The sequence below is a fragment of the Streptosporangium sp. NBC_01639 genome (genome assembly GCF_045209755.1).
In the GTDB taxonomy this organism is placed as follows: Bacteria; Actinomycetota; Actinomycetes; order Streptosporangiales; family Streptosporangiaceae; genus Streptosporangium.
Window position 1 is genome coordinate 6,476,681 of the sequence record NZ_CP109272.1, and the last position, 26,285, is coordinate 6,502,965.

The following is a 26,285-nucleotide window of genomic DNA, read 5'->3' on the forward strand; positions in this document are numbered from 1 at the left end:
ACCGTGTTCCCGGAAGCCCTCAGCTCACCGGTTTCCGGGAACACGGCACGGACCGGTCCCGGCACCCGGCTCAGTACTTCCGAGAACGGGGTCCGGGCCGGCCGGCCCGGACCCCGTTCTCGGACTCGTATGACCAGGATCCCGGATCGACCGGGCCCGGGGTTACGCTCCGCGGACCTCCAACTCCATGATGCGCGAGTACCTGGCGTCGTTCGAGGCGTAGATGACGACCTGTACGGCCTCGGCGGTGGTCGCGGCGAACTGCGAGGTCACCAGTCCAGCGGTGTTGCCACGTACCTGGGCGACCGTCTGCCACTGGCCGTCCGTGAGGACCTGGACGTCCCAGTCCTTCACCCCGAAGCGAGCGGCCGGGGACCCGGCACTGTCTATGGTCAGGAGCTCGACCTGGTCGATCCGCTGCGGTGTCGGGAAACGGACTCCGTAGCTGTCGGGAAAGATCGTCGGAGTGGCGTCGTTCCATCCGGTGCGGGTGCCCCACTGGGCATGGTCCTTGTTCCCATCGACACCACCGCAGACTGGGAAATTACCATGAGAAGATGAGGCGAACGCCTGCTCTCCCAGCGCCACGTTGTCGCCGGGCCCCTTGGTCGGAGGCTCCTGCACCCGAACCGGCACGCGGAGCTCCTGCTTGTTCATGGCCAGCTGGACGTCATAGGTGCCCGGTGGAGTGTCCCGGGGGGCGCGAACCTCGACCGGAATGCTCACCGGCTGGTCGGGATCGGCGGCCGGAAGGTAGCTGGAGAAGATGTCCCGGGACAGCGTGATCGGTTTTTGGGCGCTCAGTGTCATATCGGCGAACTGAGCCTGTGGTCCGGTGTTGGTCATGGTGGCCTGGAAGCTGCCGGAAAAGCATGGCAGCGGGATGACGTCGAGCGCGGCCGGATTGGCCGCCACGGTGATCTGGTCCTTCGGCTTCGAGCCGCCGGAGGCCCCGTTCGCCGGAGACGCCATGGCCAGCGCGGCGACCATGGCGGTGCACAGAGCCAGGGATGGCAGAGCGGTCCGCGTGATGCGCTGCTTCAGCATGATGGAGATCCTGTCCGTTGCGGAGACTCAGGTGGTCTGGATGCCGGCTCGGCCGTCTTCGACGACGAGCTTCGCACGGGTCGTCACGGTGCCTCCCGGGGTCGTGACACGGTCGGCCACCCGGTAGTCCGAGGTCCACTCCTTTTCGGTCACGGTGCAGGTGACGTAGCCTCGCTGGAAGTTGTGGTACTTGATGTGCGGGTTCTCGGCGAGCAGTGTCAGGCCGACCTGGTCGTGGTCGGCGCCGTCAAGCCCGGAGGTGATGGAGGTCCCGACGAACTCGGCACCCACGGTGGGCGATGCGGGATCGGCGAAGTCGAGTTTGAGGTCGGAGGCCACGCTGCGGTGGAGGTCTCCACCCAAGGAGACAAGGTTCTTGATGCCGCGTTCGTGGGCGCCGCCGAGCACCCGGTTGCGAGAGCCGACGTAACCGTCCCAGGTGTCCATCGGCACCACCATGCCCGGCCCGGCCTGGACATCGAGCTGGGCCATGGCGTTCTGCTGCCCGATGACGTTCCATCGTGTTCCGGAGGCGGCCAGCCCGTCGAGCAGCCATCGTTCCTGCTCCTCGCCCGTGATGGTGCGGCTGGGGTCCAGCGATCCCGGGTTGGGCGGCTTCTCGCCGTCGCCGCCGGCCTGGTCCGAGCGGTACTGCCGGGTGTCGAGAATGCTGAACTCAGCCAAGGTGCCATAGCGCAGGCGCCGGTACAGCTGCATGTCCGGCCCGTTCGGCAGCTGTGACAGGCGCAGCGGCATGTGTTCCCAATAGGCCCTGAAGGCGTTGGCGCGCCGGACCAGAAAACTGGCCGGCGGGGCGCTCGGGTGCGCGTCGTCGGCCCAGTTGTCGACGACTTCGTGGTCGTCGAGCGTGACGACCCAGGGCGCGGCGGCATGCGCGGCCTGCAGATCCGGGTCGATCTTGTACAGGGCGTACCGCTCCCGGTAGTCGTCGAGTGTCACCGTCTGGCGCATGGCGTGAGGTTCCGCGGAGTCGGGGCGTACACCCTTGTCCGCGCCGAACTCGTAGATGTAGTCACCGAGGAAGAGGACCACGTCGTGGTCGCGGCGGGCCATGTCGGCGAGGGCGGTGTAGTAGCCCTCGAACCACGCCTGGCAGGACGCGAAGGCGAAGGACATCGCGGAGATGGTGTCGCCGGGGGCCGGAGCGGTACGGGTGCGGCCGACAGGGCTGATCTGCCCCCCGACCCGGAAACGGTAGAAGTAGTGCCGCCACGGGCGCAGGCCCTGGACATCGACATGGACGGTGTGGGAGTACTCGGGCCGGGCGGTCGCAGTGCCGCGGCGCACGACACGGTGGAACGCCTCATCCTCGGCCACCTGCCACTGGACCGTTACCGGGCGCTGGTCCATCCCGCCGAACGGCGCCAGTGGTTCCGGCGCCAGCCGCGTCCAGATCACCACCGCGTCGGGCAGCGGGTCGCCGGAAGCGATCCCCAGGGTGAAGAGGGGTTGACGGTCCGCCTTCGTCGCGGACTCCGCGTGGGCACTGCGAATGCCGGGAAGGTTGCCCGTCAAGGCCAAGGCGGCGGCCGTGCCGGTCACCGTCAGGAATCTGCGTCTGGTCGCGACGGCAGCCGCGAGGCCGGCCTGGGTTGATCTCATGAAGCCAGATGAAATCGACACCTGATGACCACATCCCCAATAGGAATAGTCGAGTTCGTGAACACGCGTCCAAGACGGTTGCGGCCGAGGGCTTTCGGCCGCATGAGCCTGGGGGCGGCGACCGTCACGTCACTGACACCGACCTGAAGATCACTCCCGGACGCGCGGGTAAAGGGTATCGATATCTTGATTGATATAACACCATTCGTTTTAACATTCTTTGCCGTGTGGATGTGACCGAACGGCTGGGCAGAGCTCAGCGGTAGTGACCGTTGTTTTTGGAACGTGCCAAATTTCTGCAGGGGCCGGAGAAAGCGCAGGTGCCGGGCTCCGGATTCCATCGGGGGGGGGCGATGTCACTTTCGGATTCCAGCGGAAGCGGCACTCTCGGTATCCGCTTGCTTTCACTCCGTCGTCGATTCGGAATCGCAGGACGGGCATTGATTCCCCGCTGGATTCCGGCCCGATGAGCCAGTGCCGCACGGCGCCGGTGATCGCGCTGTGGCCCTCGACCCCGGCGCCCCGGGTGCGGGCCAGGTGCTCGATGGTGAACGTCCAACCGGGCTGGTCGCACCACAGCTCACCCAGTAGCCCCTGGGCCCGGTAGGACAGGCGGCTGTCTTGGGCGACGGCACGCGGCAGCTTGGCGAACGCGGCGTATCCCTTGTTTTCTTCGCCGTCGCTATCGGGACCCCCGTCGTCGACACAACCGGTCGGAGGCGGTCCGGGCAGTGATTTTGCTGGTGAGTAGCAGCAGCGCTTGTCGGTCAGTTTGGACAGCACTCGGGGGCTGATCGGGCCCGGAATGTCGGTGAGAAGTAGCAGCACCCGGAGGCTCGATCGCTCACCTGGCGTTTTCGTGTGATTGCTGACAGGGATGCGCGGTGGCTGGCTCGATTGTTGTCTGGGGTTGTCAAGCGAACCTGCTGGTCAGTCGGTTGAAGATCGTTAAGCCGTCCGTCCAGGAGCTCCTCGGGCACGCCTCCCCGGTCACCACCCAGCGCTACAACCGCGGCCGCCGCAAGCTGGACGGTCACGCCGCCTACCGGATGGCATCCATCCTCGGCGGGGGCGCCTGATGCAGGAACCCGGCTCGACGCCGAGCCTGCACGAGGCGCTGGCCACGATCGCCGCCGCGGCGCGGGCCGCCTACGCCGACGGCTTCAATCTGCGGGTCCGGTCGTCGGGCATCGTGCACGACGTCGCGATGACCCGCTGGTTCGCCGATGAGCGCATGCCCGGCCCGGCCTGCATGGTCGGGGTCAGCGGCTGGGACCCCGGCGCGGCCCATCCCGACCGGGGCGCGGTCACCTGCCGGCGCTGCCTGAAACTCACCCACGCCGAGTCCGGCGGAGGGACGCGTGATCCAACGTCCGACAAGTCGCTGGATCTCCGGCATATGATCATGCGCATATGAGCGACCTCATCGAACCTCCGACCGCCCGGGTGGACGTCGTGCGCGAGACCCTGCACGGCATCACACTCGAGGACCCCTACCGGTGGATGGAAGCCGAAGGCGAGGAGTTCCACCACTGGCTGGACGGCCAGGCCGGGCACGCCCGCGAGCACCTGGACGCCCTGCCGCACCGCGCCGGCCTGCTGACCCGGATCCGCGAACTGGGCGGTGAGCTCACGCGGTACTTCGGCCTCGCGATGGCAGCCGACAGGGTCTTCGCCCTGGTACGTGAGCCGGACGCCCGCGTGCCGGTGCTGACGGTGACCGAGGCCGACGGAGCGAGCAGGGTCCTGTTCGACCCCGGTACGGTGCCCGGCGACGGGCACCACGCCATCGACTGGTACGTGCCCTCCCCCGACGGCCGCCACGTCGCCTGCGCCGTCTCCGCCTCCGGGTCGGAGGACAGCTCCATCCACGTGATCGACGCCGACTCGGGAGCCCTGCGGGAGACGATCCCGCCCACGACGCGTTTCGCCTTCCTGAGCTGGCTGGAAGATGGCCGGTCGTTCGTCTATCACCGCTACGTGGAGCAGCACCGCTTGGACAGCCGCTCCTTCCTGCATCAGCTGGGCGCCGATCCGGCGCAGGACACGGTGGTGCTGGCCCGGGGCCTCAACCCCCACGTCGAGCTGACCCCGCAGGACCGGCCCTTCCTGGTGGTGCCGCACGGCGAATGGATGCTGGCGATCATCTCCCACGGCGCGCTCGGCCCCTGGACCAGCGAGCAGTTGAGCGACTGCACGGTGTACGTGGCGCCGCGGACCGGACTGGCCGACCCGGCCACCTGCTCGTGGCGGAAGGTAGCAGGCGTGGCGGACGGCGTGACCGCCTTCGCCACCAGCCACGACACCCTCTACCTGGTCTCCCACCGGGACGCGCCCCGCTCCCGCGTGCTGGCCGTTCCGCTTGCCGAACCAGATCTGTCCCGCGCCCGGGTGGTCGTGCCCGCGGGTGAACGGGCGGTGGAGGGGGTGCGGGTGGTCGGCGACCGGCTGCTGGTGCGCGATCTCGACGGTGGCGTCAGCCGGATGCGGCACGTGCCCCTGTCCGGCGGCGAGCCCGCCGACCTCCCACTGCCGGTGGACGGCACCATCCTGGAGTGGACCACCCACCCCGAGCGGCCCGAAGCCCTGCTGCTGATGGCCGGCTGGACCGACGCGCCACGGCTCTACCGCTACGACTACGACAGCCAGTCTCTCCAGGACACCGGGCTGGCGCCCCGCTCACCGGTGGACTTCGGCGATGTGCACGCCCGCACCCTGCACGCGCCCGCGCGGGACGGGACGCCGATCCCGCTCACCGTCATCCACCACAAGGACCTGGAGCTGAACGGCGACAACCCGGCCGTGCTCACCGGCTACGGCTCCCACGGGCTCACCGACTGGGCGGAGTTCCATCCCGAGATGCTCGCCTGGTACGAGCGTGGCGGCGTCTACGCCGTGGCGCACCTACGCGGCGGCGGCGCCTACGGCCGGGAGTGGCATGAGGCCGGGCGCGGCGAGCGCAAGGAGGCCACCATCACGGACTTCATCGACTGCGCCGAGCATCTCATCGCCCTGGGCTATACCCGTCCGGGGCGGCTGGCCGCCGAGGGCGCCAGCAGCGGCGGCATCCCCACCGGCGGCGCGCTGGTGCGCCGCCCCGATCTGTGGGCGGCCATGGCGATGCACGTGCCGACGGTGAACGCCACGCGCAACGAGTTCGGCGAGAGCGGGCCGATCAACGTGCCCGAGTACGGCAGCGTCACCACTGAGGAGGGCCTGCGTGCCCTGCTGATCATCGACGCCTACCTGCGGGTCCGGGACGGCGTGCCGTACCCGGCGGTGCTGCTGACCACCGGCCTGCGCGACGCGCGGGTGCCGCCGTGGCAGCCGGCGAAGCTGGCCGCCCGCCTTCAGGCGGCCACGGACTCCGGCCGGCCGGTGCTGCTGCGCGTCGAGGAGCACGGCGGTCACGGCGCCGGCTCGACCCGAGACCAGGAGCAGGCACTGCTCGCCGATGTGCTGGCTTTCGTCCTGCACGCGACCGACGGGTCATGATGACGACAGACATGTCGGGTACGGCACGCACACCCGCCCTCAGCCACGTCGCGGCCCGGTCGATCCCGGCCTGCACATGACGCTCAACTTCCATCCCGACCGCCTGGTGGGCGAGCCGGCGATCCTCGAGCGGCCGGCAAGGACGGCGCCTACCTCTCCCAGTTCGTCACCGGGACCAGCAACGGCGGCCTGACCGCCCATCCCGGCGGGGACCGGTGGCGCTGGGAGAGCCGCATCTTCGGCAGCGCCTACGACGACGTATCCGCGCGACAAGGTCGAGCGGGCCGCCACCGCGTGGGTGGCGGCGCGCCGTCACGACGTCGTCTACCGCGGTAAAACCGTCAAAGGGTCGTGGTGGCGGGCGCTCGGGCGGCGGCCGGGCGGTGACGAGGGCCAGGAGGACCAGAAGTTGCGTTCAGGCGACGCCGGACAGGTCCAGACGGCCCTCCACCCGGGTAGCCGGGCGGAGGTCAGAGGTCAGGGCGCGGAGACCTCGCCGACCAGCTTGGAGGTCCAGGGGCAGAAGTAGCAGCCGGGCAGGAAGGCGCCGCAGGCCTCGTCGAGGTGGTCTTCGGTGTAGCTCAGCGTCGCGTCGCAGACCTCGATGGCCACCTGGAAGAAGTTGATCGTCTTCGGGTCGAGGTAGAAGCTGTAGCGCGGGTTGTAGGGGGCCGGCCGCTTGATGATCCGGCCCATGACATGGGTCTTCTCGGTCTCCTCGCCCCGGAGGATCTTCCTGGCGTGCTCGATCAGCGCGGGGTCGGTGAGTTCGATGATGAACGGTTCGCCGGAGCCGACGGTCGTCATCTTGAAGTAGACCGGCTCGGCCGCGGCGGTCCGCGAGGCCGAAGCGGCGTCGGCGGGTACGGCGGGGGCGGACGCGGGCATCGCGCACGGGCGCACCGCGGCGGCCTGGACGGGCGCGGCCGTCATGGGGGCGAGCATCGCTGAGGTGAGCAGTGCGATGGCGGTCAGGCCGCCGGTCCTGGTGAAGAAGCGTGCCACGGTTTCCTCCGGTGCCTTGCTGGGTTATGACCGTCACGACTCTCATCCACTTCCTCGGCCGGTCACTCCTGCCACACACCGTTCTTGATCAACACATCCCTGCGCCTGCCGAAATTTTCCCCTGCGGGCCGACTCGCAGCTCGATCGGGACCGTCGCCGGAGGCGGCCGAGCGGGCGTTCGCCCGCGACGGGCCCGAGGCCTCGATCGAGGCGATCGCCAATGACATCGGTGGCGGAACCGGCTCCCGTGGCGGCCGCGGCACACGTTGACGCCGACGGTCGTCCACATTACGGTTTGGCAACTATTCAGATACGGATCGCCACTTAAATATTTTCGCGCCCTTGGCGGCTTCTCCGTAATACCCCTAAGGTGCAGTGCAATGCTACATAGCACAGAGGGATTCAATGACGTTTGAGCAGGTCAAAACGGAGATCATCGGTGGTCTGCTGCACGAATGGCAGGTCCGCAACCGCACGGCGACGGTGCCGCACACCATCGAGCAGCTGCGCTCCGCCGGCAATGTGGACAACCTGAAGCGTCTCCTGGTGGCGGACGCCCCACCGTACCGGGGGCGCTATCCGTTCCTGGACACCGACCTGTACAAGACCCTTGAGGGGGTGGCGTACGAGATCGGCGCCGGCACCGCGCCGGATGAGGCGCGGGAGTTCTTCGACGAGGTCGTTGAGCTGCTTGCGCGCGTGCAGGCCGAAGACGGCTACCTGAACTCCTTCTTCCAGGACCCGGCGTGTGCGAAGAAGCCGTGGGAAGACCTCTCCTGGGGCCACGAGCTCTACAACCTGGGCCACCTCATCCAGGCCGCAGTCGCCGCCAGGCGGCGGATGGGCGACGGGCGGCTGCTCTCGGTGGCGGTGAAGTTCGCCGACCTGGTGGTGGAGAAATTCGGGCCCGGCAAGGAAGAGGCCGTCTGCGGCCACCCCGAGGTCGAGATGGCCCTGGTCGAGCTGTACCGGGAGACCGGCGACCGCGCCTATCTCGTCCAGGCGGGCCTGTTCGTGGACCGGCGGGGCCGGGGCAAGCTGAAGCACACGATCTTTCCCCCCGAGTACTTCCAGGACCACCTGCCCTTCCGTGAGCTGCCCACGGTCACCGGGCACGCCGTACGGATGACCTACCTCGCGGCGGGTGCGGCCGACATCTACCTGGAGACCGGCGACCGCTCGCTGTTCGAGACGCTCGACCGGCTCTGGGACGACATGGTCGCCACCAAGCTCTACATCACCGGCGGCCTCGGCAGCCGCCACTCCGACGAGGCGATCGGCGACCGCTACGAGCTGCCGTCGGAGCGCGCCTACGCCGAGACCTGCGCCGCGATCGCCACCATGCAGTGGGCCTGGCGGATGTTCCAGGCGACCGGCGGCGCGAAGTACCTCGACGTGTTCGAGCAGGTGCTGTTCAACGCGTACGCGGTGGGCCTGTCCGCCGACGGCAGGGCATTCTTCTACGACAACCCGCTGCAGCGCCGCCCCGACCACGAGCAGCGCAGCGGCGCGGAGACCGGCGGCGAGATGCTGCGCCGGTCCTGGTTCGGCTGCCCCTGCTGCCCGCCGAACATCGTCCGATGGATGGCGCAGCTCGGCGACTACGTCGCCGCCGAGCGGGACGGCGCGCTGCACATCGCGACCTATGCCGGGGCGCTGATCGAGACCGATGCGATCGCGCTGACGATGGAGACGGAGTACCCCTGGGACGGCGCCGTGCGCATCGTCGTCGAGCGGGCGTCGAACGAGCCGTACGCGATCCGGCTGCGCGTCCCCGCGTGGGCCCGATCGGCGACGGCGTCCGTGAACGGCCGGCCGGTCGAAGGGGCCGAGGACGGCTGGCTCACCGTCGAGCGTGTCTGGGCGGCCGGCGACGAGCTCCGGTTCGACCTGCCGATGCCGGTCAGGGCGCACGGCTCGCACCCCCACCTGGACGCGACCCGCGGTGCGGTCGGCGTCGCCCGCGGCCCGCTCGTCTACTGCGTCGAGCAACAGGACTGCCCGGTCTCGGTGGACGACCTCATCCTTTCTCGGCAGCAAATTGTTAACGCAAACATCGCGAAGCCGGAGGTCGGGACGCCGGGCGCGGTCGTCCTCCGGGTGACGGGCGGGGTGGCGCCGCCGCCGTCCGCCGAGCTCTACCCCGAGTTGCCGGCCGAACAGACGGCACCCGGCAGGACGGTTCCGGTGACCTTCGTCGCCCACTTCCTCTGGGGCAACCGCCGGCCTGAGGCCATGCGCGTGTGGGTCCGCAACGCGTGACCCTTCGATTTCACTTATTGAAAGAAGGCGAAATGAGGAGATCGGCAGTTCTCGCCACCGTCGCGGTGTTCACCGCGCTGGCGCTCACCGGGTGTGGCGGCGCTTCCACCCCGGTCTCCGGGGCCGGGGCCGGGGCCGGGGCCGGGGACCCGGCCGCCGCCGGCGCGGGCACGGGTGGCACCGTCCACTTCCTGCTCAGCTCCGACTACTCCCACCTGGACCCGGTCCGGGGCTGGGACGGCGGCGTCAACAACTTCTACCGGCTCATCTACCGGGGACTGACGACGTTCGGCGCGGGCCCGGGAACGGAGGGCACGAAGGTCGTCCCCGACCTCGCCACCACCACCGGCACCCCGTCCGACGACAACAAGACGTGGACGTTCACCCTCAAGGACGACATCTTCTTCGAGGACGGCAAGCCGATCACCAGCGAGGCCGTGAAGTTCGGCGTCGAACGCGCCTGGGACCCGGAGGCCGGGATCGGCTCGCCGTACGCCAAGCTGCTCATCGACGCGCCCAAGGACTACAAGGGCCCGTACGTGTCGGGCGACCTCGACACGATCGAGACCCCGGACGCCAAGACGGTCGTCTTCCATCTGAAGAAGCCGTACGCGGACTTCGCCAGTGCGCTCGTGCAGCCCAACTTCGTCCCCTTCCCGAAGGGCACCGGGGCGGCCGACGCGTTCGACAGCAAGCCGATCGCGTCGGGACCGTACAAGGTGGAGAGCTACCGGCGCGGCGCGTCGCTGAAGCTGGTCCGCAACCCGCACTGGAAGGCCGCCTCCGACACCGTCCGCGCGGCCAAGCCGGACGCGTTCGAGTTCACCTTCGGGCTTGACGGCGCGACCATCGACGAGCGCATGCTCGCCGGGCAGGGCGCCGACGCGAACGCTATCGCGGGAGCGATCCAGGCGGCCACGGTGGCCCGGATCCAGACCCCGCAGATCAAGGAACGCACGCTCTCCGGCTACATGGGCTGCACCACGTACATGAGCCTGAACACCACCAAGAAGGAACTCGGTGACGTACGGGTCCGGCAGGCGATCAACTACGCGGTCAACAAGGACACCGTGGTCGCCGGGGACGGCGGGACGACGCTCGCCGTCAAGGCGACCTCGATCCAGCCGCCGACCATCGTCGGCCGGGTGGACTACGACCCCTACCCGACCGACATGGCCAAGGCGCAGCAGCTGCTCAACGACGCCGGGCTCGGCGGCGGGTTCGAGCTGACCCTGGACGTCCGGCCGGTGGCCCGCCAGCAGGGCATGGCGGTCGCGATCCAGGAGGCGCTGAAGCCGCTGAAGATCGACGTCAAGATCAACAATATCGACACCTCCACCTTCTACGAAGTGATCGGCACCCCGGCGCAGCAGCACGACGCGGCCCTCACCGGCTGGTGCCCGGACTGGCTGTCCGGCGCGACCTTCCTGCCGCCGCTGTTCGACGGCCGCAACATCGTCGCCAAGGGCAACTCGAACCTGGCGCAGATCGACGACGAGGCCATCAACAAGCGGATCGACGAGATCGCTGAGATGACCGACATCGACGCCGCCAACGCCGCGTACAGCGAGCTGGACAAGCAGATCATGGAGAAGGCGCCGATCGTGCCTCTCGTGTACGAGAAGAACGTGACGGTCATCGGCGGCAACATCGCCGGGGCCTACCTGAACGACTCGTTCTCCGGCGGCATCGACCTGGTCTCCGTCGGGCTCAAAGACCCGAGCAAGTAGGCACACGTAATGACCACTGCCGCACCCTCACGTGATGCGAAGGCAGGTCCGAAGGCGGGCACACCCGGTGTGCCCGCCTCCGCGGGACGCCGGATCGCGGGCGCGCTGCTGCACGACTGGGCCGCCGCCCTCAGTACGGCATTCCTCGTCCTGGTCATCCTGATGGCGGTCTGCGCGCCGCTGATCACCGCCCTCACCGGCCACGGGCCGAACGAGTTCGACCCGGCCGCCGTCAACACCGACCTCGGCGGCGTGCCGCGGGGCTCGTTCGGCGGCATCGGCGCCGAGCACCTGTTCGGCGTCGAGCCGCAGAACGGCCGCGACGTCCTGGCCCGCATCGTGTACGGCGCTCGCGTGTCGTTCCTGATCGCGATCTCGGCGACCGTGCTGACCACCCTGCTCGGGGTGGTCTTCGGCATGCTCGCCGGGTTCTACCAGGGCTGGGTCGACCAGGTGATCTCCCGGGTGATGGACTTCCTGATGGCCTTCCCGTCGCTGATTTTCATGATCGCGATTCTGTCGTCGCTGCCGTCGGGGAACCGGTCGATCCTGCTGGTCGTGGTGATCAGCGTGTTCGGCTGGCCGTACCTCGCGCGGGTGGTGCGCGGGCAGACGCTGACGCTGGTGAACCGGGAGTTCGTCGAGGCGGCCCGCGCGTCGGGTGCCTCCACGGGCGCCCTGGTGTTCAAGGAGATCCTCCCCAACCTGCGCAACTCGCTCATCGTCATGACGACCCTGTCGGTGCCCGGCTACATCGGCACCGAGGCCGGGCTGTCCTTCCTGGGCGTGGGCGTCACCCCGCCGACCCCCTCGTGGGGTCAGATGATCTCCAGCTCGGTGGGCTGGTACGCGGTGGACCCGATGTACTTCGCGGTCCCCGGGCTCTTCCTCTTCCTCACCGTGCTGTCCCTCACCGTGCTCGGGGACCGGATCCGAGCCGTCACCGACGCGGGGGAGGCCTCCTGATGGCCCGTTATCTCGCAGGCCGGATCGCCGGGCTCGTGCTGATCCTCTTCCTGGTCTGCCTGTTCACCTACCTGATCTTCTTCAAGCTGTCCCCGGACCCGGCGGTGATGATCTGCGGCAAGACCTGCACGCCGGAACGGATCCTGCAGATCCGCACGGTTCTCGGGCTGGACGAGCCGTTCCTCACGCAGTTCTGGGACTTCCTGAGCGGGCTGTTCGCCGGGCGGGACTACGGGTCGGGCGTGAACCTCATCCACTGCCAGGCGCCCTGCCTCGGATACTCGTTCCAGACCAACCAGTCGGTGTGGGAGATGATCCTGGACCGGCTCCCGGTCAGCGCCACCGTCGCGGTGGGCGCGGCCGTGCTCTGGCTGCTCGTCGGCATCGGCGCCGGCCTGTTCAGCGCGGTCAAGGAGGGCACCTGGTGGGACCGGACCCTGATGAACCTCGCCCTGGGCGGCGCCAGCATCCCCAACTACGTGCTCGCGCTGGCTCTGCAGTACGTCCTGGTGGTCAAGCTGCAGGTGCTGCCGTTCCCCTCGGCCGTGGCGTTCTCCGACGGCCCGGCCCTGTGGTTCCAGTCGTACCTGATGCCATGGATCGTCCTGGCGACCGGGTACGCCTGCCTCTACGCCCGGCTGACCAGGGCCAACGTCATCGACACGCTGGCTGAGAACTTCATGCGCACGGCCCGCGCCAAGGGCCTGCACCCCGTGCTGACGATGCGGCGGCACGCGTTGCGGCCCGCGCTCACGCCGGTCACCACGATCTTCGGCATGGACTTCGCCGCGCTGCTGGGTGGCGCGCTGATCACCGAGACCGTCTTCGGCCTCAACGGCGTCGGCAAGATGGCCGCCGACTCGATCGCCAAGAACGACCAGCCGGTGATCATGGCGGTCACCCTCCTGGCGGCGTTCTTCGTGGTGGTCGGCAACGTCGTGGTCGACCTCGTCTACACCGGACTCGACCCGAGAGTGAGGATCCGTTGAGCGAACTGCTTGTCGTGGAGAACCTCACGGTGACCTTCCCGACGACGCGCGGTCCCGTGGACGTGGTCAAGGACGTGTCGTTCACGGTCGGCCGGGACGAGACCGTCGGCATCGTCGGCGAGTCCGGCTCGGGCAAGTCGATGACCAGTCTGGCCATCATGGGCCTGCTGCCGCGCGGAGGCGTGACCAAGGGCAGCATCCGGCTGGACGGCGTCGAGCTGCTCGGCCGTACGGACCGGGAGATGCGCGGGATTCGGGGCGAGCAGGCCTCGATGATCTTCCAGGACCCGCTGTCGTCGCTGAACCCGTACTACACCGTCGGCCTGCAGATCGAGGAGATGTACCGGACCCACCGGGGAGGCTCGCGGAAGGCGGCCAGGAGGGTCGTCGTCGAGGCGCTGGCGCAGGTCGGCATCCCCGAGCCGGACCAGCGGGCGGGCTACTACCCCCACCAGTTCTCCGGTGGCCAGCGCCAGCGCATCATGATCGCGATGGCGCTGGTCTGCTCTCCCGCGCTGCTCATCGCCGACGAGCCGACGACCGCCCTCGACGTGACCGTCCAGGCGCAGATCCTGCGCCTGCTCGCCGACCTGCAGCGGCAGACCGGCACCGGGATGGTCTTCATCACCCACGACCTCGCGGTGATCAGCTCGATCGCCACCCGGGTGCTCGTGATGTGCCGGGGCGAGCAGGTCGAGTACGGCACCGCCGAGCAGGTCTTCGCCGAGCCACGGCACGAGTACACCCGGATGCTCCTGGAGAGCATCCCGCGGATCGACGACGAGGTGGTGTCATGAGTGAACCTCTGCTGCGCGCCCGTGACCTGACCAAGCGGTTCGCCGTGCGCGGCCCGCTCGGGCGGAAGGCGGAGTTCACCGCCGTCGACACGGTGAGCTTCGACCTGGAACTCGGCGAGACCCTGGCGGTGGTGGGGGAGTCGGGTTGCGGCAAGTCCACCACGGCCCGGATGGTGGCCAAGCTGATGGAGCCCACCTCGGGCACCCTGGAGTTCGAGGGCCGGGACGTGACCCAGGTGAGGGGCGTCGACCTGGCCGGGTTCCGGAGCAACGTCCAAGTGGTCTTCCAGGACCCCTTCTCCTCGCTCAATCCCCGGCACACCGTCGAGCGCATCCTGATGGCGCCCCTCGTCTACCAGGGGATCGAGCCCAGAGGCGGGAAGCGGGTGCTCACCAAGGAGCTGATGGAGCGGGTCGGGCTCAACCCCGATCACTCGCAGCGCTATCCCGCGCAGTTCTCCGGAGGGCAGGCGCAGCGCATCGGGATCGCCCGAGCCCTCGCCGTCAACCCCAAGCTGGTGATCTGCGACGAGGCCGTCTCCGCGCTCGACGTGTCGGTGCAGGCGCAGGTGATCGAGCTGCTGCGGCGCCTCCAGCGGGAGAGCGGCTTCAGTTACATCTTCATCGCCCACGATCTCGCCGTCGTCCGCCAGATCGCCCACCGGGTGGCGGTCATGAGCAAGGGGCGGGTCGTCGAGCAGGGCCCGTGCGCCCAGGTCTTCGACGGCCCCCAGGACCCGTACACCAAGACGCTGCTGGCCGCGATCCCCCGGATCAACCCCGAGTGGGACCAGCGGAGGAGGGCCGCCAGGTGAACTACACGATCCCGGGCATGCACGTGCGCGAGCACGTGGTGGAGGTGCCGCTCGACTGGGCGGACCCCAAGGAGACGATCTCCGTCTTCGCCCGCGAACTGGTCGACCCGGCGCGGCGGGGAGAGGACCTGCCGTGCCTGCTCTACCTGCAGGGCGGTCCCGGCGGCAAGGGGCCGCGCCCGCTCAGGGCGGACGGGTGGATCGGGCAGGCACTGCGGACCCACCGGGTCGTCCTGCTCGACCAGCGCGGCACCGGCCGCAGCACCCGGGTCGACGGCCGCACGATGGGCAGGTTCGACGACGCGGCGAAGGCCGCCGACCACCTTGCCTGCTTCCGCGCCGACTCGATCGTGGCCGACGCCGAGCACCTGCGGAAGTCCGTCTTCGGCGGGCGGCGCTGGGCGACGCTCGGGCAGAGCTACGGCGGCTTCCTCACGATGACCTACCTGTCGTACGCGCCGGAGGGCCTGAGCGCGTGCTACGTCACCGGTGGCCTGCCCAGCCTGGACCCGGACGCGGCCGAGGTCTACCGGCGCACCTATCCCCGCGTCGAGGCGAAGAACGCCGAGTTCTACCGGCGCTATCCGCAGCACGTGGAGCTGGTCGCGCGGATCGCGGACCGGCTGGCCGAAGGCGACGTCCTGCTGCCCGACGGCGACGTGCTCACGGTCCGCCGGCTGCAGTCGCTGGGCATCGACTTCGGCATGAAACCCGGATACGAACGGATGCACTGGCTGCTCGACGAGGCCTTCAACGAGGGCGAACTGTCGTCGGGTTTCCTGCACCAGGTGCTCGCGCGCTCGTCCTACAGCGACAACCCGCTGTTCGCGGCGCTGCAGGAGGCCATCTACGGCCGCGGCTCCTGGGCGGCGGCCGAGCGGGAACGCTCCCGGCATCCCCGGTTCGCGGAGGCCGCCAGGCCGCTGCTGTTCACCGGCGAGATGATCTATCCCTGGATGTTCGAGGAGATCCGCGAGCTGCGGCCGTTCCGTCCCGCGCTGGAGGCGCTTGAGGGGCGCGACGACTGGCCGCCGCTGTACGACGTGGACCGGCTGGCCGCCAACGAGGTTCCGGTCGCCGCCGCCGTCTACTTCGACGACATGTACGTGGACGCGGGCCTGCAACTGGAGACGGCGGCCCGGGTCGGCAACACCCAGGTCTGGGTGACCAACGAGTACGAACACGACGGCATCGGCGATGACCGCGTCTTCGCCCGCCTTACCGGGCTTGTCCACGACATAGGAGGAGGAACAGGTGAGTAAGCTCCCCAGGCTCGCCGAGATCCCGGCATTCAACGCGTACATGGGACAGGGATGGGGGACCCCGGATCGGACACCGCCCGTCGTCCCGGGCGCTCCCGAGGCCGCCGCCGCACACCGGGCGCGGCTCGCGGCCGCGCTGCCCGGCCGGGACGTGACGGTCGCCGCGGGTCACGCCCCGGTCCGGAGCAACGACACCTCGTACGACTTCCGGCCCGACAGCGACTTCTACTGGCTCACCGGCTGCCCGGTCGAAGGCGGCGTGGTGGTGCTGCGCGGCGGTGACGCGACCCTGTACCTGCCGCCGCCGGCGTATCCCGGCGAGCCGGGTTTCTTCAGCGACGGCACGTACGGCGAGCTGTGGGTCGGCGCCGCACCGGGACTGGCCGACTGGTCGGCTGCCCTCGGGATCGAGGTGCGCCCGCTCGACGAGGCGCCTTCCGTGGAGAACCCCGAAGAGCTGCGCCGTGTCCTGGCCGAGCTGCGCATGATCAAGGACGGCTGGGAGGTCGAACGGCTCCGCGAGGCCGTGGACCGCACGGTCGAGGGCTTCGCCGCAGTTCTCGCGGAGATCCCCGCGGCCGTCGAGGGGCGGGGCGAGCGCTGGCTGCAGGGCACGTTCGACCGGCACGCCAGGACGTACGGCAACGGCCCCGGCTACGCCAGCATCGTGGGCAGCGGCAAGCACGCCCCCACGCTCCACTGGGTGCGCTGCGACGGCCCCGTCCTGCCGGACGAGTTGCTGCTGCTCGACCTCGGCGTGGAGGTCCGCAGCCACTACACCGCCGACGTCACCAGGACCTTCCCCGCCTCGGGCCGGTTCTCCCCGGCGCAGCGGCAGGTGCACGACCTGGTGGAGAAGGCCCATCGGGCGGCACTCGCCCAGGTGGCTCCCGGCCGCCGGTTCACCGACTTCCACCATGCCGCGATGGAGGTCATCGCCCGGGGGCTCCACGACTGGGGCCTGCTGCCCGTCTCCGTGGACGAGGCGCTGTCGGAACACGGCCAGCACCACCGCCGCTACCTCGTCTGCGGCATCGGGCACCACCTGGGCCTCGATGTGCACGACTGCGCCCAGTCCCGCCCGGAGGCGTACCAGGGCGCGCTCATGGCCCCCGGCATGGTGCTCACGGTCGAACCCGGTCTGTACTTCCACGCCCACGACCTGACGGTCCCGCCGGAGCTGCGCGGGATCGGCGTCCGCATCGAGGACGACCTCCTGGTCACGGAGGACGGCGCCGAGGTGCTGTCCGCGGAGCTGCCGCTCGACGCGGATGGTCTCGAACGCTGGATGCTCCGTTAAAAAATGTGACCTTTCATGCGTGCTGTCGGTTGATCAGGAGAACTGACGTGACCTCCTCCCCTTCCCGAGGGGAGGAGGCTCCCACGGCCGCCCGTGAGGTTTCCTGTTTCACCGCCGCTCGCCCGGCGGGATGTCCATCGGGGTCCTATCCCGGCTCCACCGGCGTTTCACCTCGCCGCCGGCCCGGCGGCGGGGGTGTCGCCGATCACGCAGGCAGCGGCTTGGTCATCGCCACCGCCGAACACGTCACCGAATCGCGCGCCGCCGCGCCGCTTGTCTTCCGACCTCTGGTTGCGGTTCTCGACAGGCTCCGCATAGTCTCGGGCCAGGCCTTGCTCAGTCGGTGTCCGCCGGGTCGAGTGGGGCGGAGTCGGCGGAGAGGGACTCCCAGAAGTCCACGTATGCCTGCTCGTGCAGGATCGCGAGCCTGAGGATGCGGGCCCGCGACACCAGGCCCACCTTGTCGGAAGGGTTCATCTCCGCGTGCCGTGAGCGGTAGAGCTCAAGCCAGTGGCGGTGCTGCGCTACCTGCTCCCTGGCGAGGGCCACCACGTCGCCGGCCTCGCCCAGGTCGGCGAAGAAAAGCTTGAGCTGCGCCGGGTCGCGGGTCTCCGGCTCGGGGGCGTGCGGGTCGGCCAGCCACTGCTTCAGCGCGGTCTGGCCGGCGTCGGTGAGGTGGAAGACGCGGCGACGGCGGCCGGTGTGCTCGGTCTCCTCCTGCAGCAGGCCGAGTTCGGCCAGCCGCGCCGGGATCCGGTAGAGCTGCGCGTGCGGGATCGGCCAGAAGTAGTCGACCGACTCCTGCGTCTTGGCCTTCAGCTCGTACGGCGTCATCGCGCCGTGGCGCGCGATCAGCCCGAGCACCACGCACTCGGGCGAGGTGAGCTCTGGCACCCGTCACATCCTTCCATTGACATCGTCTCATCGAGAGGATATCTTCAGTCCCATCGATACCGTATCAATGAGATGATTGGAATGCGATGAGTACCGACATTCAGGCCGTTGATGTCGAGGAGTTCAACGTCCGCATCTTCGAGTTGTGGTCCGCGCTGTGGAACGGCGAGCTGGGCCTGGCCGAGCAGATCATGGCGCCGCAGTTCCGGCTCCGCTACGCCCAGCCGGGCACGGACGCCTTCGACCAGATCCGGCATCCCGCACAACTGGCCGAGATGATCACCCAGTTCCAGGCGGCCCGTTCCGGGCTGCACTTCGCCCCCGACGGCGAGGCCGTTGCAGATGTCCGCCTCATCGACGGTGTCGCTCACGGCAAGATCGCCCGGCCCTATCTGGCGCGCTTCACCGACGAGACCGGGCGCGACCTGTGCATCAGCGGGATCGACATGCTTCGCATCGAAGACGGCCTCATCACCGAGGTCTGGTCGGTCTCCGGCGGAAGAGCCGGACGGCCCTTCTACAACGACTGAAGATCAACGACCGAAACCCTTGCGCCCGCCGCCCGCCGTGCTCCCCGCTCTCGCCCCCTGGTCACCCGCGATACCGCGACGGTGCTCGCAAAGGGCTACAGGTGAAATCTCATTCGGGGGCGGGGGAGCAGCCGTAGGTCACGAAGTAGATCTCCATGGAGATCGACCCGCTCGGGGCGGCGAGGTCGTGGAAGTTCCGGGTCACGGCGGTCCCGAAGATGCGCGGGTACGCCGCGCGGATGGCCGTGTTGACCCGTGTGGCCAGGCGGACACCGTTTCCGGCACCGCCGTCGGCGCCGAAGGTCAGGACCATGCCGGCGTGCCGTCCGGTCAGGCGATCCCGGTGCTTGCGCAGTTCCTGTCGGACCTGCGTGGCCAGCGCGTCGTCATCGGCGCCGGGCACGACCCGGAACGAGAGCGTGACCGGCTTCGCCCGGACGCCTCCGACGCAGGTGGACGGCGTCGCCGAAGGACTCGGGGAGGGACGTGGACGGGCGGATGCGGGGCTTTCCTCCGCAGGGGACCGGACGGTTTCCGGCGACGGCCGGGTGTTCTCGGGTGACGGCCGGGCGGTGTCCGACGAGGGGTGAGCGGTGTCAGGCCGGGGCGAGGGGTGAGCGGTGTCGGGCCGGGGCGAGGGGTGAGCGGTGTCGGGCCGGGGCGAGGGGTGAGCGGTGTCGGGCCGGGGCCGGGCGGCGTCCGCCGGGGTCCGGGGGGGTGAGGGGGACGGTGCCTGCGCTCCCAGCATGATGATCGTGAGTCCGAGCAGCAGGTCGGCGAAGAGCCAGCCGGCCAGCAGGGTCGAGGTCCGTTGACGGCTGGTCACCGCAGGGCCCTCTGCTGGGAGTCCCGGCCGTTGCCTTCGTCGTCCCCGGGACCGTCAACGGGCGCCGGGACCCTGAGGGCACCGGCCGCGCGGTCGACCGCGTAGCCGACGTCCACCGTCGCGTCGACCAGCTTGTCGACCCGGCTGTCCAGGCGGGAGACGGCGCCCTGGACCGACTTCATGGATCGCACGAGCTCGTCGTTGAACGCACGCCGCATGTCGAGGGTGGTCTGCGAGATGGTCGTCGACAACTGGTTCCCCGCGCGGGTCACGGCCTGACCGGTCCTGGATCCGGCGCTGTCGATCATGACTGAGGCCCGCGCCACCACGGTGGTGAGGTCGTCGCAGGTGCTGTTGATGGCCGCCAGGTGCTCGCCGAGGAGTTCGACGGCGTTGCCCACGTCGATCGCGCTGGCGGCCAGTTTGTCGGTGGCTTTTCCGGTGGCCTCCAGGGCCAGGGTGAGCGCCTCGACCAGTTCGGTGTGCACCTTGCGCGCCATGGTGCCGACGGAGCCGATATCGGCCGCCACCTTGGTGAGCTCGGTCCCGAACCGGGCGGGGGAGGAGAGCCGGACTCCGCCGAGTATCAGGCTCGCCTGGGTCAGTGCCCGGCGAAGCCGGCTCCGGAGGGCCGCCAGGTCCCGGTCCGAGGCCTCTTCCCTGCTGCTCCTGGTGATGTTCTCGAACACCGTCCAGAAGATGAGGCAGAAGATGGCCGCGAGGGTGCAGAACGCGATGTTGTCGAACTTGAAGAACCCCGGCAGCCTGCCGTCGAAGCCCTGCTGCCACATCTCGAGAAAAGGCCGCCGGGCCGCGTCCAGCCCGTCGGCGGCGAGGACGTCGCCGTAGGCGCCCGTGGCCATCATCAGCCCGAGCCAGGTGATGAGGATCGGCACGAAGACGAGGACGGGGCCGATGGCGGTGCCGAACCTGTGACGCCGTCCCGGATTTCCCGGCGGGGATGCGGTCCCCGCCGGTCCGCCCGCCACGAGGACGATGTCGTCGGGGGAGAAGGCGGAGAACAGGTCGACCTCGCACCAGCGTCCGGCCTTGCCGGGGTCGGCGATCGCGTCCGTTAGGTCACGCAACTGGTCCTGGCGAGCCGCCAAACGAGGGTGATCGGCGAGCTCGCGAAGCTCGGTGACAAGCTCCTGGTCCGTCACGGACAATCGCCGTCCTCTCCTCAATGATGCTGGGCATTGTCCGACGGTCCGTTGGACCGATTCATGCCGCGGGGAGGCGTGATCATTTCGGTATAAGACGTATCTGTCAAAGAACGAAGGAAGGGAGACGGGCTCACCGGTGGGAATCCCAGGGAGGTTCCCCACCGATGAGCCCGTACCCGGCCCGCTGAGCACCGGGGATCCGCAGCCTTTACAGGCTCCGGCGTCGCCGCCGGGGCGGCACCGGTCACTGGCCGAGGATGGCCTCCTTGACCCGGGCGGCGGCGTTGGCGTGGCCCTTGGCGTTGGGGTGGACCAGGGCGAAGCGGCCGGAGGTGTCGAGGAGACCCTCCACCCAGTTGCCGCCGTCGGCCTTGTCGCAGACGCTGTGGCCCTGGCTGGAGGCGTACAGGTCGACGTAGGCGTCGCCGCGGGCGGTGGCGCGGGACTTGATCACGGTGTTGAGCGGTTCCAGGACACTGGTGCGCAGCCAGTCCAGGTCGCCGGGGGTGACGGTGGAGAAGTCCGCGAGGTTGTCGAAACGGCATGCGGTGGCGTCGTCGGGGACGATGCGCGGGTAGCCGACGGTGATCACCCTGGCGTCGGCCGCCTTGCCGTGGATCGCGGTGAGCATCCGCTCGTACTCGTCGCTCACCCTCTCCAGCCGGGCCGCCATCCCGCTCCCGAGCTGGTCCTTGCAGGGAGTGCCTTCGCCCTTGGAACCGATGCCCAGCTGGACGCAGGTGAAGATGATCTCTCCGAAGCCCAGGCTGTTGCCGCCGATGCCGACGGTGACCACGTCGGTGTCCGGGCTCACCGCGTCCAGTTGCAGGGCCACCGCCTTGAAGGGGTGGTCGGGGTCGGTGGAGAAGGGCGGCAGGTGGTGACCGATCGGGACCTGCTGCGTTTCGGCGATGTCGGCGATGGTGGCGTTGCCGCAGCTGACGTTGCGCAGGTGGACCTGCTCGGCCAGCTCGGCCTCGACCACCCGCGGGTAGGACAGCGTGGTGCGCACACAGCCGTCACGTGGTGTCTCGTATTCCGGCCCGGCCGCGTCGATGGCTCCGGCGGTGTAGGAGTCACCGAGGGCCACCCACTCCAGCGGCTGCGGTGCGGCCTGGGCGGGAGCCGCTACGGCGGTGACCAGCATCGCGGCCGTCATGGCTGCGGGGATCATTTTCAAGGGGTTCGCCTTCCTGTCTGCCTGGCGGGAAAAGGCCGGGCCGCGCTGAGCCTGGGTGCACCGTTCACGGGACGATGAGGTGACGGGGAGACACCGACGGCTGAGGTGATACCGGAGCCGAAGAAGATCATGTCGCAGAAGATATTCGATCAGTGACTCTGCGTGGTCATGACGCGCCGGTCGGCCGGCAGGTCACCCGCCGTCCGCAGGCGGGCCGGTCGTGCGGCGTCTGGCGTCGACGGTCAGCTTCTCTAGCAACTCCATGAGGGAGGTGCGCTCGGGCCCGGACAGGCAGCTGACGAGTGTCGCCTCGCGGCCGAGCACCATGTCGACGGAGCGTTCGATGAGCGCGTGCCCCTCGGGCGTCAACGACACCAGGACGGTTCGCCGCCCGGTCGTCCCCGGCCTCCGCCGTACGAGTCCGTCGCGTTCGGCTCGGGCGACACGCTGGGAGATCGCTCCGGCGGTCACCAGTGTCCGCTGCGCGATCTCGCGGGTGCTGAGGGTGTAGGGCGGCCCGGAGCGGCGGATGACGGACAGGAGATCGAGGGTCGCGGCGTCGATCCCCGCCGCTCGCAGGACTCGGTTGCGGTCGTCCGCGAACAGCTTCGCCAGGCGCCAGATGGGTGTCACGATCTCGATCGACTCGGTCGGTGTGCCCGGCCGTTCCCGTCGCCAGGCCGCCGCGATCTCCGCGACGGGATAGGGGGCGGGCACGGCGTCCTCCGCCGGCGGAACGGTTTCGACCATGGTGCGTCCTCTGTCGGCGTCAGTTATGTTTAGGTCTAAACATAACTGACGAGCAGGAGGAACCTTGACCCGCAGCGTGCTCATCACCGGAGGCACCAGCGGCATCGGCAGAGCCGTCGCCGCGAGGTTCGCCGCCGACCAGGCCGAGGTTTTCATCACCGGACGGCACGCCGACTCCGTCGAGAGGACCGCAAAGGAGCTGGGCGTGCACGGCGTCGTCTGCGACGCGACCGACCCCGGGCAGGTCGCGGAGCTGGGCGTACGACTCGGCGAGACGCTCGACGTGCTCGTCAACGCGGCCGGCGGCCTGGCCGGCTCGGAACCCGCGCCCGCTGACGCCTCGCCGCTGGAGGCGCTGTCCGTCCAGTGGCAGGTCAGTCTGGCCCAGAATCTGCTCAGCGCCGTCCTGACCACCGCGTCGGTCCAGGACAGGTTCACCTCCGGCGGCTCGATCATCAGCATCGGTTCGATCGGAGCGGAGCGCCGCGGCGGCTCGTACGGTGCCGCCAAGGCCGCCCTCGCCGCTTGGAACGCCTCGCTCTCCGCCGAGGTCGGCCCACGCGGCATCACCAGCAACGTGATCTCCGCCGGCTATGTCGCGGGCACCGACTTCTTCCGCGGGCAGATGACGGACGAACGTCACAGCGCGCTCGTTCATGAGACCCACAACAAGCGGCCGGGCACGCTGGACGACATCACCGAGACCGTCTACTTCCTCGCCTCCCGCGGTGCCAGGCACATCACCGGTCAGACCATCCATGTCAACGGCGGCGCCTTCACGACGCGGTAGCGATCCCGATGTTCCGGAGCCCTCTCTGTCAGCCTCTCGTGAGACATAGGACGTATAAGTACTTTGCTGCAAAGCAGGGCGAGACCGGGGGTCAAGCCAGGGACGGCATCCGGCAGCAGGAAGTGTGCACTCCCTGCTCGACTGGGCCGGCGCCTGTGCCGAGAGGGTACGCATGTCGGGATCCTGAGCAATTTGGGCGCTTTAAAATAATGTGAGGTGCGGCAGGAACTGGAATGACGGATGGGGTGGCCGTGGCGGCCGATGTGTTCCGTGCGGGGATCGAACACGTCTCTGAACGGCGTAGCCGTCAGGATCGGCAGGCCCATGAGGGGTAGAGCATGCGGGCGATGCCGGCCCGTGATCGCCTGTGGGGTTTGACGGGATTCTGACCCCGGATTGGGCCAAGCCGTATATCGGCTGGGTGGTCGGGATGGACTGGCCCGAGGGGGACGAGGAGGGGTGTTTCCGGCTCGCCGACGCCTGTGTGACCGCTGCGCATGAGGTCGTTGCGGGCACCTGGGCCGACCTGCCGCGGAGTGCGGACAAGATCGGCCAGGCGTGGGACGGTGCGGCGCACACCGCTTTCGCCGAGCATGTCACCCGGGTCGCGGGCGGGCAGGTGGCCGATCTGGTCAACCGGCTGATCGGCGCCGCCGTCAGGTTGAACAACGTCGGGGTGCAGATCCAGTACGCCAGGTACATGATCGAGGCCACCGTGTGGCTGCTGATCGTGCAGGTGGGCTACCTGCGGGCCATGGCGGTGGCCAGCGGGGGCGCGAGTCTGGCGTTCATCCCGGTCCGGGTGCAGTTGGCCCGGCTGATGGTCGGGCAGATCGCCTTGCGGGTGCGGGACAACATGGTGCTGTTCGCCGCCATCGTCGGCGGGATGGAGGGCGGGGTCCAGGCCCTGCAGATCGCCCGGGGCCGCCGCGACGACTTCGACGAACGGCAGCTGCTGATCTCCGCGGTGACCGGCGGGGCGATGGGCGCCCTGATGGGCGGGTTGTCGGGTGGACTGACCCATCTGGCCACCCCGGCCCTGCAGGCGGGGTTGTCGCGGGCAGAGATGAGCGTGGCCGAAAAACTGCTGGCCGCCGCCACCAGCTCCCTGTACGGGCAGGCCGTGCAGTACGCGCTGACCGGTGGTATCACCACCGCGGGCGGCATGATCATCAGCGGCGACTTCGACTGGGACCTGCTCGCCAAGGCCGTCACCTCCAGCGCGCTGGGCGCCGACGGCCAGCATTTCACCACGACCCTCCCCCACGGCAGCCCCCCGCCACCCGGAAGCTCCCCGCCACCCGGCAGCCCGCCACCCGGAGGCCCCCCGCCCGGCAGCGCTCCCCACGGTGGCGCTCCGCCCGGTGGCAGCACGCCTGGTGGTGGCCCGTCTCCATTCGCCCATCCCGTGCCCCCTGCCCCTGACGCCCCGCCCGGCCCCGGCCCCCTGCCCGGTCTCGAACCGTCCAGGGTTTCCGAACCCCCCAGGAGGGGCCCCGAACCGTCCAGGGATTCCGAACCGCCCGGGGATTCCGAACCGCCCAGGAGGGGTTTCGACCCCCTCACGGGCACCGCCCGTGACACCACGTTGAGCAACGCCACCACCCCGGAAGCGACGTCCTTCTCCTCCGCTGCTCACGACGGCCCGCACCCTGACCGTCCTCATCACGACGGCCCCGCGAGCACCAGTGATCCGGTCTCCCTCTCCCGCGCGGCGGATGCTCCGCGGGACTTGCCTGAGTCGGTTCCGCCGGCACGGGCCGGTGGGGACGCCCCGCCGGTGTCCCGTCACAGAACCTCCGGTGACGAGACTCCGGCCGGCCGGATCGAGCAGCTGCTCAACCCCACCGCGAAGCCCCCGGCCACCGCGCTCTCCGACAGTGCCGGACCGCCCGCGCCCACCCACCCGCACGTGCCCGGCACATCCGGCGGGGCCGAACCCGCCGGCCCGGTTGCGAAGGGGACTCCACCGGCCGCCGAGACGGCCATCACGCGCGTGTGGGGGGCCGACGGTGCGGTTCCGGAGCAGGTCGTGCGGCAGCTCGCCGATCTGCGCCAGACACCTGAGCGCCTGGAGGAGGTGGCCCACCGGATCGATGCCCAGGCCCACGCCGCCGATCCGCACCGGGTCGCCGCACTGATCGACGCACAGCACGCGGCGTGGTTCGCCGACTCCCGGGGCCGAGCCGTCGTCGAGGCCGGAAAGAGACTGATCGATAACCTCCGCTGGACGCCGAGCGGACTCGACAGGAGGGATTGGCAGATACGTATGGACAGGTCTGACTATCCGAGAAACGACTTCGCCGCGTGGCTCCGCGGGGTCGGGCCCGAGCCGGGGCTCACGGCCACGATGAGCTGCTGGGAGGCCGCCATGTTCAGTGCCTACCTGGCAGGTGGGATCGACAAGGCCTGGCTGGAATACATTCATGCCGAGGCGGCCACCGCCAGTCGGACCGGCTCCGGAAACTACTACGAAACGCTGATGGGCCACCTTGTCCCCGGCCCGCGCGAGCCCTACGTGATCGATCCGATCACCGGAGTCGGCGGACCCGACATCCCGGCAGGGTATGTGATCTTCATTAATGGCGCAGTCCATGTCGTGACCAGCGCCGGCACCCGTGACACGCAGGGCCGGCAGGAGATCCTCAACCACTCGGACGGCCCGCAGACGGGCCCAGTCCCCGACGGCATGAGGCCGCAGACGACTCTGGAAGAGTGGGTGGCGATGGCGAACAAGGAGGGGAGGTACACAAAACTTGTCATCGAGTTCGGGATGCCCCCGTGGTTGTTCGAGGGGCGGTAGGCACAGGAGAGCGGGTGTGCGTCCGCCACGGCGCCCCGGCGGCTCCCTCGGCTGA

General features: G+C 69.3%; 23 protein-coding genes. 15 read left to right on the plus strand and 8 right to left on the minus strand.

Features of this window, described 5'->3' with window-relative positions; all coding sequences use genetic code 11:
* Positions 1-162: 162 nt before the first annotated feature.
* On the minus strand, positions 163-1,047 hold the full coding sequence (locus OHA77_RS29420; protein WP_406312639.1) for a hypothetical protein: 885 nt from the start codon (positions 1,045-1,047) through the stop codon (positions 163-165).
* A gap of 27 nt (positions 1,048-1,074) precedes the next feature.
* Complete coding sequence (locus tag OHA77_RS29425; protein WP_326824955.1) at positions 1,075-2,670, minus strand: alkaline phosphatase D family protein; 1,596 nt, start codon at positions 2,668-2,670, stop codon at positions 1,075-1,077.
* 938 nt (positions 2,671-3,608) lie between these two features.
* On the opposite strand from OHA77_RS29425, the gene OHA77_RS29430 reads away from it, so the two are divergent.
* From OHA77_RS29430 to OHA77_RS29445, 4 genes are all read left to right on the plus strand, one after another.
* Positions 3,609-3,749: a hypothetical protein gene (locus OHA77_RS29430; protein WP_406312640.1), complete on the plus strand. Its 141-nt coding sequence runs from the start codon at positions 3,609-3,611 to the stop codon at positions 3,747-3,749.
* Positions 3,749-4,087, plus strand: a complete 339-nt coding sequence (locus tag OHA77_RS29435) for a hypothetical protein (RefSeq protein ID WP_406312641.1) — start codon at positions 3,749-3,751, stop codon at positions 4,085-4,087. Before OHA77_RS29430 ends, OHA77_RS29435 begins: the two co-directional genes overlap by 1 nt.
* Positions 4,084-6,165, plus strand: coding sequence for a prolyl oligopeptidase family serine peptidase (locus tag OHA77_RS29440; protein WP_406312642.1), 2,082 nt, complete (start codon positions 4,084-4,086; stop codon positions 6,163-6,165). Before OHA77_RS29435 ends, OHA77_RS29440 begins: the two co-directional genes overlap by 4 nt.
* Before the next feature lie 189 nt (positions 6,166-6,354).
* The gene (locus OHA77_RS29445; protein ID WP_406319892.1) at positions 6,355-6,501 is read left to right on the plus strand and encodes a hypothetical protein; all 147 of its coding nucleotides are present in this window, start codon (positions 6,355-6,357) and stop codon (positions 6,499-6,501) included.
* A 141-nt stretch (positions 6,502-6,642) separates the two neighbouring features.
* On the opposite strand, the gene OHA77_RS29450 is transcribed toward OHA77_RS29445, so the two are convergent.
* The gene (locus OHA77_RS29450) at positions 6,643-7,170 is read right to left on the minus strand and encodes a calmodulin-binding protein (protein WP_406312643.1); all 528 of its coding nucleotides are present in this window, start codon (positions 7,168-7,170) and stop codon (positions 6,643-6,645) included.
* A gap of 405 nt (positions 7,171-7,575) precedes the next feature.
* Between OHA77_RS29450 and OHA77_RS29455 the strand changes: the two genes are divergently transcribed.
* The 8 genes from OHA77_RS29455 to OHA77_RS29490 are packed head-to-tail and all read left to right on the plus strand — an operon-like array spanning position 7,576 to position 17,291.
* A complete protein-coding gene (locus OHA77_RS29455; RefSeq protein ID WP_406312644.1) occupies positions 7,576-9,432 on the plus strand; it encodes a glycoside hydrolase family 127 protein in 1,857 nt (618 codons plus the stop codon).
* A 32-nt stretch (positions 9,433-9,464) separates the two neighbouring features.
* The gene (locus tag OHA77_RS29460) at positions 9,465-11,162 is read left to right on the plus strand and encodes an ABC transporter substrate-binding protein (RefSeq protein ID WP_406312645.1); all 1,698 of its coding nucleotides are present in this window, start codon (positions 9,465-9,467) and stop codon (positions 11,160-11,162) included.
* Between the two features lie 9 nt (positions 11,163-11,171).
* Positions 11,172-12,128 carry an ABC transporter permease gene (locus OHA77_RS29465; RefSeq protein WP_406312646.1) on the plus strand — a complete coding sequence of 319 codons (957 nt, stop codon included), beginning with the start codon at positions 11,172-11,174 and terminating at the stop codon, positions 12,126-12,128.
* On the plus strand, positions 12,128-13,117 hold the full coding sequence (locus OHA77_RS29470; RefSeq protein ID WP_406312647.1) for an ABC transporter permease: 990 nt from the start codon (positions 12,128-12,130) through the stop codon (positions 13,115-13,117). Before OHA77_RS29465 ends, OHA77_RS29470 begins: the two co-directional genes overlap by 1 nt.
* The gene (locus OHA77_RS29475; RefSeq protein ID WP_406312648.1) at positions 13,114-13,914 is read left to right on the plus strand and encodes an ABC transporter ATP-binding protein; all 801 of its coding nucleotides are present in this window, start codon (positions 13,114-13,116) and stop codon (positions 13,912-13,914) included. Before OHA77_RS29470 ends, OHA77_RS29475 begins: the two co-directional genes overlap by 4 nt.
* Positions 13,911-14,729 carry an ATP-binding cassette domain-containing protein gene (locus OHA77_RS29480; protein ID WP_406312649.1) on the plus strand — a complete coding sequence of 273 codons (819 nt, stop codon included), beginning with the start codon at positions 13,911-13,913 and terminating at the stop codon, positions 14,727-14,729. Before OHA77_RS29475 ends, OHA77_RS29480 begins: the two co-directional genes overlap by 4 nt.
* A complete protein-coding gene (locus tag OHA77_RS29485; RefSeq protein WP_406312651.1) occupies positions 14,726-15,991 on the plus strand; it encodes an alpha/beta fold hydrolase in 1,266 nt (421 codons plus the stop codon). The genes OHA77_RS29480 and OHA77_RS29485 overlap by 4 nt, the downstream gene beginning before the upstream one ends.
* Complete coding sequence (locus OHA77_RS29490; protein ID WP_406312652.1) at positions 15,984-17,291, plus strand: aminopeptidase P family protein; 1,308 nt, start codon at positions 15,984-15,986, stop codon at positions 17,289-17,291. The genes OHA77_RS29485 and OHA77_RS29490 overlap by 8 nt, the downstream gene beginning before the upstream one ends.
* Positions 17,292-17,627: 336 nt before the next feature.
* On the opposite strand, the gene OHA77_RS29495 is transcribed toward OHA77_RS29490, so the two are convergent.
* Complete coding sequence (locus OHA77_RS29495) at positions 17,628-18,185, minus strand: PadR family transcriptional regulator (protein WP_326824944.1); 558 nt, start codon at positions 18,183-18,185, stop codon at positions 17,628-17,630.
* Positions 18,186-18,271: 86 nt separating this feature from the next.
* Here OHA77_RS29495 and OHA77_RS29500 point away from each other — a divergent pair, with 86 nt between their 5' ends.
* A complete protein-coding gene (locus tag OHA77_RS29500) occupies positions 18,272-18,715 on the plus strand; it encodes a nuclear transport factor 2 family protein (RefSeq protein ID WP_326824943.1) in 444 nt (147 codons plus the stop codon).
* Positions 18,716-18,824: 109 nt separating this feature from the next.
* Here OHA77_RS29500 and OHA77_RS29505 read toward each other — a convergent pair whose 3' ends face one another.
* The 4 genes from OHA77_RS29505 to OHA77_RS29520 all read right to left on the minus strand — a co-directional run bounded on the left by OHA77_RS29505 (position 18,825) and on the right by OHA77_RS29520 (position 22,637).
* Entirely contained in the window at positions 18,825-19,541 is a 717-nt protein-coding gene (locus tag OHA77_RS29505) for a hypothetical protein (RefSeq protein WP_406312653.1), read from the minus strand.
* Positions 19,538-20,710 carry a hypothetical protein gene (locus OHA77_RS29510; RefSeq protein ID WP_406312654.1) on the minus strand — a complete coding sequence of 391 codons (1,173 nt, stop codon included), beginning with the start codon at positions 20,708-20,710 and terminating at the stop codon, positions 19,538-19,540. Before OHA77_RS29510 ends, OHA77_RS29505 begins: the two co-directional genes overlap by 4 nt.
* 241 nt (positions 20,711-20,951) lie before the next feature.
* Positions 20,952-21,881, minus strand: a complete 930-nt coding sequence (locus tag OHA77_RS29515; protein WP_406319893.1) for an SGNH/GDSL hydrolase family protein — start codon at positions 21,879-21,881, stop codon at positions 20,952-20,954.
* Between the two features lie 198 nt (positions 21,882-22,079).
* Positions 22,080-22,637: a MarR family winged helix-turn-helix transcriptional regulator gene (locus tag OHA77_RS29520; RefSeq protein ID WP_406312655.1), complete on the minus strand. Its 558-nt coding sequence runs from the start codon at positions 22,635-22,637 to the stop codon at positions 22,080-22,082.
* A 64-nt stretch (positions 22,638-22,701) separates the two neighbouring features.
* Here OHA77_RS29520 and OHA77_RS29525 point away from each other — a divergent pair, with 64 nt between their 5' ends.
* Entirely contained in the window at positions 22,702-23,427 is a 726-nt protein-coding gene (locus OHA77_RS29525) for an SDR family NAD(P)-dependent oxidoreductase (protein WP_406312656.1), read from the plus strand.
* A 430-nt stretch (positions 23,428-23,857) separates the two neighbouring features.
* A complete protein-coding gene (locus OHA77_RS29530) occupies positions 23,858-26,230 on the plus strand; it encodes a hypothetical protein (protein ID WP_406312657.1) in 2,373 nt (790 codons plus the stop codon).
* Positions 26,231-26,285 lie beyond the last annotated feature (55 nt).